Source organism: Amycolatopsis sp. SB7-3 (genome assembly GCF_041021335.1).
Taxonomy (GTDB): Bacteria; Actinomycetota; Actinomycetes; order Mycobacteriales; family Pseudonocardiaceae; genus Amycolatopsis; species Amycolatopsis japonica.
This window is the reverse complement of the sequence record NZ_JBFPJQ010000001.1, coordinates 1,064,027-1,079,119: the sequence shown is the minus strand read 5'-3', so window position 1 is coordinate 1,079,119 and position 15,093 is coordinate 1,064,027. Positions and strand designations below refer to the sequence as shown.

The 15,093-nt window shown below is 67.9% G+C and carries 12 protein-coding genes; 9 read left to right on the top strand and 3 right to left on the bottom strand.

Annotated elements, in window-relative coordinates; translation table 11 throughout:
* The first annotated feature begins 136 nt into the window (after window positions 1-136).
* Genes AB8M46_RS05190 through AB8M46_RS05180 form a run of 3 tightly spaced genes read left to right on the top strand, consistent with a single transcriptional unit; the run spans window position 137 to window position 2,590 of the window.
* Window positions 137-865, top strand: a complete 729-nt coding sequence (locus tag AB8M46_RS05190) for a response regulator transcription factor (protein WP_037340943.1) — start codon at window positions 137-139, stop codon at window positions 863-865.
* A complete protein-coding gene (locus tag AB8M46_RS05185; RefSeq protein ID WP_037340945.1) occupies window positions 862-2,190 on the top strand; it encodes an ATP-binding protein in 1,329 nt (442 codons plus the stop codon). The genes AB8M46_RS05190 and AB8M46_RS05185 overlap by 4 nt, the downstream gene beginning before the upstream one ends.
* A 10-nt stretch (window positions 2,191-2,200) precedes the next feature.
* Window positions 2,201-2,590: a (deoxy)nucleoside triphosphate pyrophosphohydrolase gene (locus AB8M46_RS05180; RefSeq protein WP_378428135.1), complete on the top strand. Its 390-nt coding sequence runs from the start codon at window positions 2,201-2,203 to the stop codon at window positions 2,588-2,590.
* A 49-nt stretch (window positions 2,591-2,639) separates the two neighbouring features.
* Here the strand turns inward: AB8M46_RS05180 and trpS are convergent, their stop codons facing one another.
* Window positions 2,640-3,605 (bottom strand): tryptophan--tRNA ligase, encoded by a 966-nt coding sequence (trpS, locus tag AB8M46_RS05175; RefSeq protein WP_037340950.1) that lies wholly within the window; start codon window positions 3,603-3,605, stop codon window positions 2,640-2,642.
* A gap of 278 nt (window positions 3,606-3,883) precedes the next feature.
* On the opposite strand from trpS, the gene AB8M46_RS05170 reads away from it, so the two are divergent.
* Complete coding sequence (locus AB8M46_RS05170) at window positions 3,884-4,183, top strand: YciI family protein (RefSeq protein ID WP_394360845.1); 300 nt, start codon at window positions 3,884-3,886, stop codon at window positions 4,181-4,183.
* A 7-nt stretch (window positions 4,184-4,190) separates the two neighbouring features.
* On the opposite strand, the gene AB8M46_RS05165 is transcribed toward AB8M46_RS05170, so the two are convergent.
* Window positions 4,191-4,349, bottom strand: a complete 159-nt coding sequence (locus tag AB8M46_RS05165; protein WP_007028942.1) for a hypothetical protein — start codon at window positions 4,347-4,349, stop codon at window positions 4,191-4,193.
* A gap of 195 nt (window positions 4,350-4,544) precedes the next feature.
* Here AB8M46_RS05165 and typA point away from each other — a divergent pair, with 195 nt between their 5' ends.
* The 5 genes from typA (at window position 4,545) to AB8M46_RS05140 (ending at window position 13,099) form a co-directional block, all read left to right on the top strand.
* A complete protein-coding gene (typA, locus tag AB8M46_RS05160; RefSeq protein WP_037340955.1) occupies window positions 4,545-6,467 on the top strand; it encodes a translational GTPase TypA in 1,923 nt (640 codons plus the stop codon).
* 704 nt (window positions 6,468-7,171) lie between these two features.
* Window positions 7,172-8,881 (top strand): ABC transporter family substrate-binding protein, encoded by a 1,710-nt coding sequence (locus AB8M46_RS05155; protein WP_037340956.1) that lies wholly within the window; start codon window positions 7,172-7,174, stop codon window positions 8,879-8,881.
* Window positions 8,882-9,168: 287 nt separating this feature from the next.
* The gene (locus AB8M46_RS05150; protein ID WP_037340957.1) at window positions 9,169-10,974 is read left to right on the top strand and encodes an ABC transporter family substrate-binding protein; all 1,806 of its coding nucleotides are present in this window, start codon (window positions 9,169-9,171) and stop codon (window positions 10,972-10,974) included.
* A 183-nt stretch (window positions 10,975-11,157) separates the two neighbouring features.
* Complete coding sequence (locus AB8M46_RS05145) at window positions 11,158-12,174, top strand: ABC transporter permease (protein WP_037342474.1); 1,017 nt, start codon at window positions 11,158-11,160, stop codon at window positions 12,172-12,174.
* Complete coding sequence (locus AB8M46_RS05140; RefSeq protein ID WP_125733609.1) at window positions 12,167-13,099, top strand: ABC transporter permease; 933 nt, start codon at window positions 12,167-12,169, stop codon at window positions 13,097-13,099. The genes AB8M46_RS05145 and AB8M46_RS05140 overlap by 8 nt, the downstream gene beginning before the upstream one ends.
* 140 nt (window positions 13,100-13,239) lie before the next feature.
* On the opposite strand, the gene AB8M46_RS05135 is transcribed toward AB8M46_RS05140, so the two are convergent.
* Entirely contained in the window at window positions 13,240-15,021 is a 1,782-nt protein-coding gene (locus AB8M46_RS05135) for an ABC transporter ATP-binding protein (RefSeq protein ID WP_052120758.1), read from the bottom strand.
* Window positions 15,022-15,093: the final 72 nt, after the last annotated feature.

The window sequence follows — 15,093 nt, the reverse complement described above, 5'->3', positions numbered from 1 at the left end:
TCCCTGTTTCCCCGAACCCCAGTGTGCTCGGGTCTTGGCGACAACGCTTCCCCGGAAACGCTGAGATACCACTCAGACTCCGCCTCCCCGGCTGAGATGGCGCTGAGAGGTCGCGCGTGAGCTGGTGAAAGCGTGAATGATGAAGAGCGTGAAACCTCGAGTACTGGTGGTCGACGACGAACCCGGCGTGCGCAAGGCGTTGCAGCGGGGGCTGCGCGCCGAGGACATGGACGTGGTCACCGCGGCCGACGGGCCCAGCGGCCTGCGGCTCGCGCAGACGGGCTCCTTCGACGTAGTCCTGCTCGACATCATGCTTCCGGGGCTTTCCGGCTACCGCGTGCTCGAACGGCTGCGCGCGCTCGGCGTCACCACGCCGGTGCTGATGATCTCGGCGAAGGACGGCGAGGTCGATCAGGCCGACGGCCTCGACCTGGGCGCCGACGGCTACCTCGTGAAGCCGTTCTCGTTCGTCGTGCTGGTCGCGCAGGTACGCGCGGTGCTGCGGCGGGCGTCGCCGGACGGGACCCGCGGGCCGCTGCGCATCGGCGCGCTCGAAGTCGACCGGAGCCTGCGGCAGGTCCGCTACGACGGCGTCGACGTCGCGTTCAGCCCCCGTGAGTTCGCCCTGCTGGAGGTGCTGGCCGGCCGGGCCGGAACGGTCGTCACCAAGGACGAACTGCTGCGCGCGGTCTGGGGCGACGAGCAGGCCGCGACCCGCAACGTCGTCGAGGTCTACGTCGGCTACGTGCGCCGCAAACTCGACGCGGTCGGCGCGGGCGCCCTGGTCAGGACCGTGCGCGGGCACGGATACCTGGCCTCGGATCCGCAGCTCGACGAAGTGATCGCCCCGGCGGGACAGGGGTGATCGGCTCGCCGTCTTGGTGGCGCCGCCGTTCGCTCCAGGTCCGGATCACCCTGCTCGCGGCCACGGTCACGCTCGGCTTCCTGCTCGGGCTGGCGGCGGTCGCCGGGGACAATCTGCAGCCGCTGCTCATCGGTTCGGTCGACGACGAGCTGAGCGCTCAGCTGGAGACCGCGAAGGCCGACGTCTCGGCCGGGCGGACACCGTCGGGGTCGGCGGTCACCGTCCGCGTCCTCGACACCGCGGGCGGCCCGGTGGACGGTCTGCCCCCGTCGAACCTCGGCCCCACGGACATCCGCGCGCTGAAGGCGGGCGAATCGATCACGACCGGTGGCGAGCACAGCTGGCGCTGGGCGGGCACCGTCGTCACCGCGCCCGACGGTCAGCAACGGCTCGTCGTCGCGGGTGCGGGCCTGGTCGGCTTCGCGACGGCCGTGCACTCCGGCGGGTTGTGGCTGTTCGTGGTCGCGTCGGTCGGCGCGGTGGGCGCGGGGATCGCGACGTGGCTGCTGGTGCGGTTCGCCCTGCGGCCGGTCGCGCGGATGCGCGGATCGGTGCGGGCGCTCCCGCCGGGCGCGCGGCTGCCGCTCCCGGATTCGCACGACGAACTCCGCGCGCTGGCCGAGGAGTTCAACGCGTTGCTGGCGCGGCAGGAAGAGGGCGCAGACCGGCTCCGCCGGTTCACCGGGGACGCCGCGCACGAGCTCCGCTCACCGGTCGCCTCGATCCGCGTCCAGGCCGAGGTCGCCGTCGCCAACCCCGATCCCGACCTCTCGCAGGAGACGCTTTCCGACATCCTGGAGGAGTCGGAACGGCTTTCCGCGCTGCTCGACGGGCTGCTCGCGCTGGCGAGGTCGGACGCGGGGGAGGTCCCGCCCGCGGAACCGGTCGAGCTGGTGAGCGAGGTGCGGGCCGCGGTCGCGCGGATGCCCGCCGACGCACCGGAGATCCGGGTGAGCGGCACGGTCGGGACGGCGTGGGCACTGGCCACGCACGCCGAGGTCGAGCTGGTGCTGAGCAACCTGCTGCGCAACGCCTGCCGGTACGCGCGGAGCGAGATCGTGGTGTCGGTGCTCGCGGCCCGGTCCACCGTGCGGGTGGTGGTCGACGACGACGGGCCGGGCATCGCCCCCGAGCACCGGGACCGGGTCTTCGACCGCTTCTACCGCGTGTCCGACTCGCGTGCGCGATCCTCCGGCGGCACCGGGCTGGGGCTGGCGATGGTCGCGGAGGCCGTCCGGCGGCGCGGTGGCCGGGTGCGCGTCGGCGAATCGCCCGACGGCGGGGCGCGCTTCCAGATCGTCTGGCAGGCGGCGCGCGGTCAGTAGGGTGTGCCGCGTGGTGATCGTGGGCGCCGCCATCGTGCGGGACGGACAGTTGCTGGCACAGCAGCGGGCTTGGCCCGCCGACCACGCCGGGCAATGGGAGCTGCCGGGCGGGCGCGTCGAGGACGGCGAAAGCGACGAAGCAGCCCTGGCGCGGGAATGCCTGGAGGAACTGGACGTCGCCGTGACGGTCGCGGGCCGGGTCGGCGAAGACGTGCCGCTGCCGAAAGGGAAGGTGCTGCGGATCTACGCCGCTTCGCTGGTCAGCGCGGGGGACGAGCCGCGAGCGGTGGAGCACAAGGACGTCCGGTGGATCTCCACGCGCGAACTCGACGACCTCGACTGGCTGCCCGCCGACCGGATCCTCCTGCCCGCCCTGCACGCCCTGCTCACAAGTCCGTGAAGGCCTCCTTCCCTACTTTGAGGGGAGGGAAGGAGGCCTTCACGGAACTTCAGCCGGCGCCGATGAGCCGCAGCGCCGACTGCAGCCGGTGCTCACCCCGCTCCGCGGCCCGGATGGCACCCGCCTTGCGCACCCGCTCCAGCTCACCGGGGTCGGCCAGCAGCGCCAGCGCGCGCTCCCGCACCGGCCGCAGCTCCTCGATGAGCGCCTCGGCGACGGCCTCCTTCACCTGGCCGTAGGAGTCGAACCGGTCCGCGAGGACCTCGGGCTTCTCGCGGGTGCACGCCGCGAGGATGTCCAGCAGGTTCGCCATCCCCGGACGCGTCTCCGGCGCGTAGGCGGGCTTCGACCCGCCGTCGGTCTTCGCGCGTTTGACCTTCCGCCGGACCTGGTCGGGCTCGTCGAGGACGAAGACCACCCCGGCTTCTTCCTTCGTCGACTTCGACATCTTCCGCGTCGGCTCGGCGAGGTCCATGACCCGCGCGCCGGCGGGCGGCAGCACCGCCTTCGGCATGGTGAACACGTCGCCGTAGGTGGTGTTGAAGCGCTTCGCCAGCGTTCTCGCCAGCTCGACGTGCTGCCGCTGGTCCTCGCCGACCGGGACCTCGTCCGCGCCCTGCAGCAGGATGTCGGCCGCCATCAGCACCGGATAGGTCAGCAGGGAGAGCCGGACCCCGGCGCGGCCCTTCGACTTCTCCTTGAACTGGATCATCCTGGCGGCCTCGCCGTAGTTGCAGGTGCACTCGAGGACCCAGTTGAGGGCGCCCAGCTCACGCGCTATGTCGGACTGCACGAACACGCGGTCCGGCTCGATCCCGGCCGCGATCAGCACGGCCAGCTGCTCCGACGCCATCGAGCGCAGTTTCGACGGATTGTGCGCGTTCGTCATGGCGTGCAGGTCGGAGACGAAGTACAGGTCGTCCGGCCCGCCCTCGTCGGCCCACCGCCGGATGGCCCCCAGGTGGTTCCCGACGTGGACGTGGCCGGACGGGGTGATCCCGGACAACCTGATCATCTGCCTTCTTCCTTCCGGATTCGGGCCGCCCCAGGGTCCGGGCACGAAAAAGGCCGCCCGGTGGGGCGGCCTGGTGGTGCGCTCGTCTGGTTCAGCGCAGGACTGCGGGGCCGCCGGAGGGCGGCCACCACTGGGCGTTCTGCGCGCGCATGCCGACGATCGTACCGCAGCCCGAAAAGGAAGGGCAGATCACTCATTCCGGGCACCGCGCGTCAACACTTCATATCAGCCCGGCCAGTACGTCCGTCATATTGGAGATCCGGGTCTACCTTCAACTCATGTTTGTCGTCCTGCTGACCTACACCGCGCCCATCGAAGAAATCGACTACGTGCTGCCCGATCACGCCGACTGGCTGACCAAACAGTACGAACACGGCAATTTCCTCGCCTCCGGCAGGCGCAACCCGCGCATCGGCGGCGTCATCATCACCAAGCCCATGGTCAGGGGAAAGCTGGACGCGATCCTCGCGACCGACCCCTTCTCGATCAAGCACATGGCCACCTACGAGGTGATCGAGTTCTCGCCCACCCGCACCGCGCCGGAACTGCGGGCCATCAACGAGGCGGTGGTGCACTGACGATCTGCTAAGCGGCCTTCGCGATCTTCGTTTTCGCCTTTTTCAGTGCGAGAACGGGGCATTTGCCGCACCGCGACTTCGACCGGCAGCATTTCTTCTTGACCTTGCCGGACTTCATCCATTTGCGCACGAGCTTGTGCGGGTCGTCGGGTAGTTTCTTGCCCACGCGCGCTCCTTCTCCGACCGGTGTCGGCGACCTCTACACGTTAGGTGAGCCTAACCGATCTGGGGGCGTGGGGCTGCTCACAGTCGGGCTACAGGTATCCTGGTGTGGTCCGCGTATGGCCAAAGTCGGCCAGGCGTGTCTCGAACGCGCGAGCGCGGGCACCACACCCGAACTTGAAACCTTTGGAGCCTTCGCGTGCCCGCAGCCAGCGCCACCGCAGTCGATGCCGGCCGCTCGTCCGGCAAGACCCGGCCCGACCTGCGCAACGTCGCCATCGTCGCACACGTCGACCACGGCAAGACGACCCTCGTCGACGCCATGCTCCGGCAGTCCGGCGCCTTCGAGGAACGCGCCGAACTCGTCGACCGCGTGATGGACTCCGGGGAGCTCGAGCGGGAAAAGGGCATCACCATCCTCGCGAAGAACACCTCCATCCACCGCGAGACCGAGAACGGCCCGGTGACGATCAACGTCATCGACACCCCCGGCCACGCGGACTTCGGCGGCGAGGTCGAGCGCGGACTGGCCATGGTGGACGGTGTCGTCCTGCTGGTCGACGCCAGCGAGGGCCCGCTCCCGCAGACCCGGTTCGTGCTCCGCAAGACCCTCGAGGCCGGCCTGCCGGTGATCCTGGTCGTCAACAAGACCGACCGGCCCGACGCGCGGATCTCCGAGGTCGTCGAGGAGACCCACGACCTCCTGCTCGATCTGGCCGGTGACATCGAGGACGCCGATCTCGACGCGATCCTCGACCTCCCGGTCGTCTTCGCCTCCGCCCGGTCCGGCAAGGCGAGCCTCGAGCAGCCCGCCGACGGCGCCGTGCCCGAGAGCGAGAACCTCGACCCGCTGTTCGAGACCCTGCTGCGCCACGTGCCGCCGCCCTTCGCGGACAAGGAAGGCCCGCTGCGCGCGCTGGTCACCAACCTCGACGCGTCGAACTTCCTCGGCCGTATCGCGCTGATCCGCATCCACTCCGGCAACCTGCGCAAGGGCCAGACCGTGGCCTGGATGCGCGAGGACGGCAGCATCCAGAACGTCCGGATCTCCGAACTGCTCGTCACCGAGGCGCTCACCCGCGTCCCGGCGACCGAGGCCAGCGCGGGCGAACTGGTCGCGATCGCCGGTATCCCGGACATCACCATCGGCGACACGCTGGCCGACGTCGAGAATCCCGAGGCGCTGCCCCGGATCGCCGTCGACGAGCCCGCCATCTCGATGACCATCGGCGTCAACACCTCGCCGCTGGCCGGCCGCAGCGGCGGCGACAAGGTCACCGCGCGGCTGGTGAAGGCCCGGCTGGACCAGGAGCTCATCGGTAACGTCAGCATCAAGGTGCTGCCGACCGAGCGCCCCGACACCTGGGAGGTGCAGGGCCGTGGTGAGCTGGCGCTGGCCATCCTCGTCGAGCAGATGCGCCGTGAGGGCTTCGAGCTGACCGTCGGCAAGCCGCAGGTGGTCACCAAGACGATCGACGGCAAGCTGCACGAACCGTTCGAGCGCCTGTCGATCGACGCCCCGGAGGAGCACCTCGGCGGCATCACCCAGCTCCTCGCCGCCCGCAAGGGCCGCATGGAGCACATGGGCGGGCACGGCACCGGCCGCATCAAGCTCGACTACGTCCTCCCGGCGCGTGGCCTGATCGGCTTCCGCACCGACTTCCTCACCGAGACCCGCGGTACCGGTATCGCGAACCACGTGTTCGAGGGCTACTTCCCGTGGGCGGGCGAGATCCGCACCCGTCACTCCGGTTCGCTGGTCGCCGACCGTTCGGGCCCGATCACCGCGTACGCGATGATCCAGTTGGCCGACCGCGGCACCTTCTTCGTCGAGCCCGGCGCCGAGGTGTACGAGGGCATGGTCGTCGGGGAGAACCCGCGTGCCGAGGACCTCGACATCAACATCACCAAGGAGAAGAAGCTGACGAACATGCGTCAGTCCTCCGCCGACGTGATGGAGACGCTGGCCCGCCCGCGCAAGATGGGGCTGGAAGAGGCGCTGGAGTTCTGCTCCGTCGACGAGTGCGTCGAGGTCGCCCCCGACGTCGTCCGGATCCGCAAGGTCACGCTGGACGTCAACCAGCGCGCCAAGGAGCGCAACAAGCTGAAGAACCGCGGCTGAGTCCGCCAGGGCCGAGGTGGGTCGTGAGTGGCGTTTCGGGTTCTAACCCGAAACGCCACTCACGACCACCCGGACCCATCGGCCGCCGTCCGTCTGATCACGCGTGCCGTCCCAACGCCGAAGGGCGCCTGCTCACTCACCGTGAGTAGGCGCCCTTCGCCGTTCCAGGCGCCGAATGCGGTCACGCACCGTATTCGATCGAGCGTTCTTCGTTAAAGAAAGGTCCTTTCCCTACAATTCCAGGGAAAGCCGATCCTCCTTTTCGGACGGTGTTCACAACACCGGAACGGACCCGGCGGATCGACGGCGGAGCGGCCGCTGGCGCCGGTTCGCCGAATGCGGATCCGGACCGCCGCGAAACAAAAGTTCCTAAACGCGTCCGGATAGGACTCGCGATCGCGATCGTTTCGGCCGTGAATCGTGCGGTGGCGAACATTCCGGCCGCCGTTCCGGAATGTTCCGGGTTTGCGGAACCGATTGCCGGAGTATCGCGCTCCGGTGCCGCCGAAAAGCCCCGGCGCGGCAGGAACCCCGAGGGGCTCCCGGACGTCCACCGGGGGAGGACGGCATCCGGTCGGGCGACGACCGGGCCGATATGGGAATCTCGCTGCCGAGGCCATGTCCGGCGTGATAGCTCTATGGCGACGGGGCGAGGGACAAACCAGGAGGATCCAGGCGTGCGGTCACGGACCACAGCGGCACCCATGCTGGCGTGCGCGGCGGTGCTCCTCGCCGCCTGCAGCAACACCCCGCCCCCGCCCGTGGTCAGCTCCTCAGCCTCCCCGGTGAGCACTTCGACCACGAAGACGCCTTCGCAGGTCGTCGTGGGTGTCGACGACGTCCTCGGCGGCTACAACCCCCACAACCTCGCCGACGCGTCCCAGGTGACGTCGGCGCTCTCGCAGCTGCTGCTCCCGTCGGTGTTCCGCCCCAAGGACGACGGCAGCTTCGAACTGGACAAGAACCTGATGAAGTCCGCCGAGGTCGTCTCCCAGCAGCCGTTCACGGTCGCGTACACGATCCGCCCGGACGCCTCCTGGTCCGACAGCGCGCCGATCGCCGCCGAGGACTTCGCGTACCTCCGCGAGGCGATGCGCGATCAGCCCGGGGTCATCGGCGCCGCCGGCTACCGGCTGATCTCGGACATCCAGTCGCGCGAAGGCGGCAAACGGGTCGAGGTCACCTTCTCCAAGCCGTACCCGGGCTGGCAGACGCTCTTCGACAACCTCCTGCCCGCCCATCTGCTCAAGGACGCCCCGAACGGGTGGCAGGGCGCGCTGGCGACGGCGTTCCCGGCCGTCGGCGGCCCCTACTCGATCAAGGGCCTCGACACCGCGCGCGGAGAGGTCACCCTGGAGCGCAACGAACGCTATTGGGAGAAACCCTCCGCCCTCGACCGGATCGTGCTCCGTGCGGCCGACCGGGAGGGCACACTGGCCGCGCTGCGCAGCGGCAACGACCAGTTCGTGATGACCAGGACCGACGGCAACGGCCTCAAACGGCTCGGTGAGCTCGGCTCCGCCGTCCAGTTGCACACGGTCGCGCGTCCCACGGTCGCGCAGATCCTCCTGCGGCCGGTCAGTTCGACGCTGTCGGATCCGAAGGTGCGCGAAGGCGTCACCGCGCTGATCGACCGCGGCAAGCTGATCACCGAGGCGACCGACGGCGGCCCGTCGGACAAGCTCCGCGCCGACGCCCAGGTCCGCGTCCCGTCGGCCCCCGGTTTCCAGCCGACGATCCCGGCACCGGGCCCGCCGTCGGCGGCCGACCCGGTCAAGGGCGAGGAACTGCTCAAATCCGCCGGATACACCAAGGAAGCCGGAACCTGGCGGAAGAACGGGAAGAACCTTTCGCTGGTCGTCGCGTCGCCCGCCAAGCAGGAGCCGTACGCGACGATCGCCAAGGAACTGACGGCGCAACTGGTGGCCGCGGGGATCGAGGTCAACGCGATCGCGCCGCAGCCGAGGGAACTGTTCTCGACCCTGCTGGCCATGCCGGTGCTCAACGGCGTGCAGCAGACGACGCCGGAGGGCGCGGGCAACGTCGGCATCGACATCGCGGTGGTCGGCCAGGTCACCGGGGGCGCGGACGTCGCTTCGGCGCTGGCGTCCACGTTCGGCTGCCGACCCGATCAGCTCACCGAGAAGACCAAGGCCGTCGTCCCCGGCAACCCGCTGGGCTTCTGCGATCCGGCCCTGCAGCCGTCGATCGACGCCGCGCTGACCGGCGCCACCCCGGTCGCGGACGCGCTTTCGGCCCTCGAACCGGAATTGTGGCGCCGGAATGTTGCCATTCCGTTGTTCCAGCTGGCCGATACCCTCGCCATCGGCTCTGGTATTTCCGGAGTAACCGCTGGTCCTCCTATGGTGGGCCCTTTCGGGTCGGCGGTGAACTGGACGAGGGGTCCGAAGTAGCCGTTTCGAGTCCGAGTCCGACCCTGGAGGGTGACCTTTCCCGGCACGTTCGAGTGGCGGACTGATTCCTCAAGGTAACCGGCGTATTTCTTGAAGTCAGCCGCAAGTTACCCTTTGGTCACGATCGCCCCGGAACTGGTGACTGTTCGTGCATTTCCTTTCTAGCGTGCACCCGCAGTGCGCCAAATGAGTGTCGCTTGGCGTGTCATAGGCTCCGGGCCATCTCACCGGAGCGGTGTGGGGTCCTGTTCCGATCTCAGGAGCCCAGTGCTAGGAGGGCACACTTCATGAGGAAGTCCAAGGCAGTCTCCGCCTGGTCGCTGGTCGCGGCCTCCGCGCTTGTGCTGAGCGCATGCAGCGGTGGCGACAGCGGCAGTACCGACCAGAACGGGTCGTCGACCGACATCAAGAGCATGGCGGTCGGCAAGGCGCAGAACGGCGAAAACTTCAAGCTCGCGGACACCCCGGGGTACGAAGGCACCGTCACGGTGGGCATCGACGACGGGTACTCGGGCTACAACAACGACACGCCTGACACCAACACGTCGTACAACACCTACATCCTGACCGCCGTGCTCGCCGGCGCCGATGTGCTCGACGGCAACAACAAGGTGCTGCTGAACAACGACGTGTTCGACTCCTGGGAGGTCACCTCCAAGTCGCCGCAGACCGTCGTCTACAAGATCAAGCCGAACGTCAAGTGGTCGGACAACGAAGCGTTCGACTGCGACGACATGTACCTGTCGTGGCTGGCGCACTCCGGCAAGGCGAAGACCGCCGACGGCAAGCAGGCCTTCCTCGCCGCTTCGACGACCGGCTACCAGCTGATCAACGAGGCGACCTGCAAGGACGACCTGACCTTCGAGACCAAGTACACCGAGCCGTACCTGGACTACAAGGGTCTGTTCAACTCGACCGCGATCATGCCCGCGCACATCGTCGAGAAGAACTCGGGCGTCGCCGACATCACCAAGCTGACCCCGACCAGCGACGCCGCCCAGCTCACCAAGGCCGGTGACTTCTGGACCAACGGCTTCAAGGGTTTCAAGGCCGACGTCATGCCGGCTTCGGGCCCGTACAAGATCACCGCGTTCGACGCCAACCAGAAGGCCGTCACGCTCGAGAAGAACCCGAACTGGATCGGTGGCAAGGGTGGCCCCTCCAAGATCGTCGTGAAGGCGATGGAGGACACCAAGGCCATGGCGACCGCGCTGCAGAACGGTGAGATCGACGTCGCCGCTTCGACCCAGCCCGACGCCACCGCGGCCAACACCATGAAGGGCCTTTCCGCCCAGGGCATCACCTACGGTTCGGCCTCGCAGCTGACCTTCGAGCACATCGACCTCAACTACGGTCGTATGTTCAAGGACAAGGCCCTCCGCAAGGCGTTCTTCGAGGTCGTCAACCGCCAGGAGATCACCGACAAGCTCCTCAAGGAGGTCCAGGCCGACGCGACCCCGCTGAACAGCATCGTGTTCATGCCGGGTGAGCAGGGCTTCAAGGACCTGTACAGCAGCAAGGCCGGTCTGGGCGCCGAGGCCGCGGCCAAGACGCTGACCGACGCCGGCTGGGTCAAGGGTGGCGACGGTATCTTCGCCAAGGGCGGCCAGCGCGCGTCGTTCAAGATCTCGCACAACCAGAACACCCGCCGTCAGCAGACCGTCGAGATCATCATCTCGCAGGCCAAGGCCGCCGGTATCGAGATCACGGACGACCAGGACGCCAACTTCCTGAAGGGTGGCCGTCTCGCGGCCAGCGACTACGACGCCGCGCTCTTCGGCTGGTCCGCCGCTCCGTTCAAGGCCGAGCAGAAGTCGATCTACATCACCCGTGTCGACGACAGCAGCCAGAACTACCAGGGCCTGTCGAACCCGACGATCGACTCGTCCTTCGAGGCGGCCGTGAAGGCCACCGACGAGGCCGTGCAGCTGGAGAACTACCAGAAGGCCGACCAGGCGATCGCGGACGAGTACGCGACGCTGCCGCTGTTCCAGACCCCGTCCATGTGGGCGTTCAAGGGCATCGACCGCACTTACATGCAGTCGTACAACGGTGTCCTGTGGAACGTCGGTGAGTGGGAGCAGAAGAAGTAGGGCCTTCCGCCCCGCTTTTTCACCACTCGCTTACGCGATCCTGGTGGTACGGGGGCCCGGCCACAAGCCGGGCCCCCGTACCCGCCGGAAGTAGCTGTTGACCGTAGGGTTACCGCCACTACGGTGGACAACCGGGCAGCGGTCCAGCACTTCGGCGACCAGGCCCGGATGAGGAGCAGTTCGTTGAACCTGGTGATCTACATTCTTCGCCGTCTGGCGATATCGATTCCCGTCCTGTTGGTCGGGACTTTCCTGTGTTTCGTCATGGTCGCCGGCACCGGTGACCCGCTCGCCGAGATGAAGAGCAACCCGGCGATGAGCAAGGAAGCCATCGCGCAGATGGCCTCTCAGCTCGGGCTGGACCAGAGCATCGTGCCCCGGTACTTCACATGGCTCGGCAACTTCGTCACCGGCGACTGGGGCGTGTCCATCGCACAGGGCAACGCGCAGGCCCCGGTGTTCCCGAAGGTCATGGCCGCGTTCGAGGTCACCTTGAAGCTCGTGGTCGGAGCCGAGATCCTCGCGCTCATCCTCGGCGTCCTCGTCGGTGTGGTCGCGGCGGTCAAGCAGTACTCGATCATCGACTACATCGCCACCACGCTGGCCTTCCTGCTGTTCTCGATGCCGATCTTCTGTGTCGCCATCGTGCTCAAGCGGTACGCGATCGAGTTCAACGGCTGGGTGCGCGACCTGGGACTGTCCGACGTGCTCGGCAATCCCTGGATCCGCACCACGAGTCCGGAATCGCTGAATTTCGACGGTCCAGGCGGATTCCTGGCCAGTTACGTCGGCGCCTATCTGCTGCCGACACTGTCCATCATGGCCATCAGCTTCGCCGCCTACAGCCGGTTCCAGCGCGCTTCGATGCTGGAGACGCTGAACGCGGACTACGTGCGGACCGCGCGTGCGAAGGGACTCGCCAACGGCCGGGTCATCTTCCGCCACGCCTTCCGGAACGCGCTCATCCCGGTGACCACGCTGTTCTCCGTCAACTTCGGTGCCGTGCTCTCGGGCGCGATCATCACCGAGACGGTGTTCAACTGGAATGGCATGGGCAAGCTGCTCGTCGAAGCCGTGACCAAGAGCGATACGCAGGTGATGATGGGGTGGCTGGTACTCATCGCCAGCAGCATCATCATCGCCAACCTGATCGCCGACCTGATGTACGGCATCCTGGACCCGAGGATTCGCGTTGGCTGACTTGAACTCCCTTATCGCGGCGGAAGGCTCCAAGTCCGCCGACGGCACGCTCCCGGAAGAGGCGCTGCCCGAGCCCCAGAGTCAGGGCAAGCTGGTCCTGCGCAAGTTCCTGCGGCACAAGCTGGCCATGATCTGCACCGGCGTCCTGCTGCTGCTCGTGCTGACGGTCATCATCATGCCGATCTTCTGGCCGCACAGCTACGAGGACAGCTCCTTCCCGTCCTTCGCCAAGCCCAGTGCGGAATATCCGCTCGGGACGACGCAGGTCGGCAAGGAAATGGTGTCGCAGATCCTGCGCGGCACCCAGTACTCGCTGCTGATCGCGCTCATCGTGTCGCTCGTCGCCACCACCATCGGTACCGTTTTCGGTGCCATGGCGGGGTATCTGCGCGGCTTCACCGACTCGGCGATCTCCCGCGTGACGGACCTGTTCCTGATCGTCCCGCAGATCGCCGCGGCCGCCATCCTGGCGAAGGTGTTCGGCGGTGGTAGCTGGTACATCGTCGCGATGGTGCTGGCGGCCTTCGGCTGGATGCCGATCGCCCGTATCGCCAGGGCGGAGTCGATGTCGCTGTCCCAGCGCGAGTTCGTGGACGCCGCCCGCGCGTCCGGTGCCGGGACGTTCCACATCGTGTTCAAGCACCTGGTGCCGAACATGGTCGGCCTCATCACGGTCAACGCGACCCTCGCGATCGCGCAGGCCGTGCTGATCGAGGCGGCCCTGTCCTTCATCGGGCTCGGGGTGCAGCTGCCGGACACTTCGCTCGGCCGCGTCATCCTCGAGAACTACGCACAGCTGCAGGCGCGGCCGGCGCTGTTCTTCGGCCCGTTCATCGTGCTGGTGCTGATCTCGCTGACGATCAACTTCATCGGTGACGGCCTGCGGGACGCTTTCGACCCGCGGCAGCGCAAGATGAAGGCGTAAGACCCCTTTAGCGCGTGAAGGCCCCCTTCCCTCGGCTCAGCCGCGGGAAGGGGGCCTTCACGCGCTTCAAGAGGACCCACCGTACAGCGAAGGCCCCCTTCACCGCGTCCAGCGCGGCGAAGGGGGCCTTCGCGTAAGCGTCAGTCGGCCACCGGGGCCAGCTTGCCCGCCTCCCAGGCCGCACGCCGCTCGGCCTGCAGCACCGGGTCCGCGACCGGGGCGGCCGACAGCAGACGACGGGTGTACTCCTCGCGCGGCGAGTGCAGCACCTGGTCACGCGTGCCGACCTCGACCAGCTTGCCGTGCTGCATCACCGCGACGCGGTCGGCCAGCAGGTCGACGACCGCCAGGTCGTGGCTGATGAACAGGCAGGCGAACTGCAGCGAGCGCTGCAGGTCCAGGAACAGGTCCAGCACGCGGGCCTGCACCGACACGTCGAGCGCCGAGGTCGGCTCGTCCGCGATCAGCAGCGCCGGGTCGAGCGCGAGCGCCCGCGCGATGGCGACGCGCTGGCGCTGGCCGCCGGACAGCTCGTGCGGGTACCGGTTGCGGTAGTGGCCGCCGAGCTCGACCTTGTCCAAAAGGGACGCCACACGCTCGTTCAGGGCCTTGCCCTGCAGGAACTTGTGCAGCACCATCGGCTCGGCGATCGATTCGCCGATGGTCATCTTCGGGTCCAGTGTGGACGCCGGGTCCTGGAACACGATCGAGAAGTAGCGGCGCAGCGGGCGCAGCTCCTTGTTCGACATGTTCGTGATGTCCTTGCCCGCGATCGACACGCTGCCCGCGGTCGGGGTCAGCAGGCGGATCGCGCAGCGGCCGACGGTCGACTTGCCGGAGCCGGATTCGCCGACCAGGCCGACGATCTCGCCCTTGGCGATGCTCAGCGAGACGTCGTCCACCGCGCGGTTCTTCGCCTGGCCGCGGCGGCCGGGGTACTCCAGCACGAGGTTCTTGATCTCGAGCGCGGGCGCGTTCTCCTCGATCACCGCGGCGAGCTCGGAGTCCTCCAGCCGGATCTCCTCGGCGATCTTCGTGGCCTCGTCGCTGTCCGCGGAGATGCCTTCGTCGTCGAGCAGGCGGCGGCCCTCGGGGCGCTGGCCGAGCACGGGCACCGCGGCGAGCAGCTTGCGGGTGTACTCCTCCGACGGCGACGCGAACAGCTCGCGCACCGGCGCCTGCTCGACGATGTTGCCCTGGTACATCACGACCACGCGGTCGGCGAGGTCGGCGACGACGCCCATGTCATGCGTGATCAGCACGATCGCGGTGTTCAGGGTGTCGCGCAGCTTGCGCAGCAGGCCGAGGATCTCCGCCTGCACGGTGACGTCGAGCGCGGTGGTCGGCTCGTCGGCGATGATGACCTTCGGGTCGCACGAGATCGCCATCGCGATGACGACGCGCTGGCGCAGACCGCCAGAGAGCTGGTGCGGGTACTGCTTGAAGCGCAGCGGCGGGTTCGGGATGCCGACCATCTCCAGCAGCTCGATGGCGCGCTTGTCGGCGGCTTCCTTCGAGATGTCCTGGTGCGAGCGGAGGGCTTCGCGCAGCTGCCAGCCGACGGTGTAGACCGGGTTCAGCGCGGTCATCGGCTCCTGGAAGATCATCGCGACCTGGTTGCCGCGGATCTTCTGGAGTTCCTTCTCCTTGAGGTCGGCGAGGTTGCGCTCGCCGAGGCGGAGCTCGCCGGCGATCCGGCTCGTCTTCGGGAGCAGCCCGAGCACCGACATCGAGGTCACCGACTTGCCGGAACCGGACTCGCCGACGACGGCGACGATCTCACCCGGCTTGACGTCGAAACCGATGCCCTTGACGGCGTCGACCACGCCGTCGTCGGTCGGGAACGAGACGCTCAGGTCGGAGATGGACAGAACCGAACCCGACACGCCGCCGAGGTCCGACGATGCTGCTTCAGTGCTCACCAAGATGCCCTTCGTGGGGGTACATATGGTCACGACGCAGTGCCCGTGACTCGCGCGAGGATAACCGAGAGT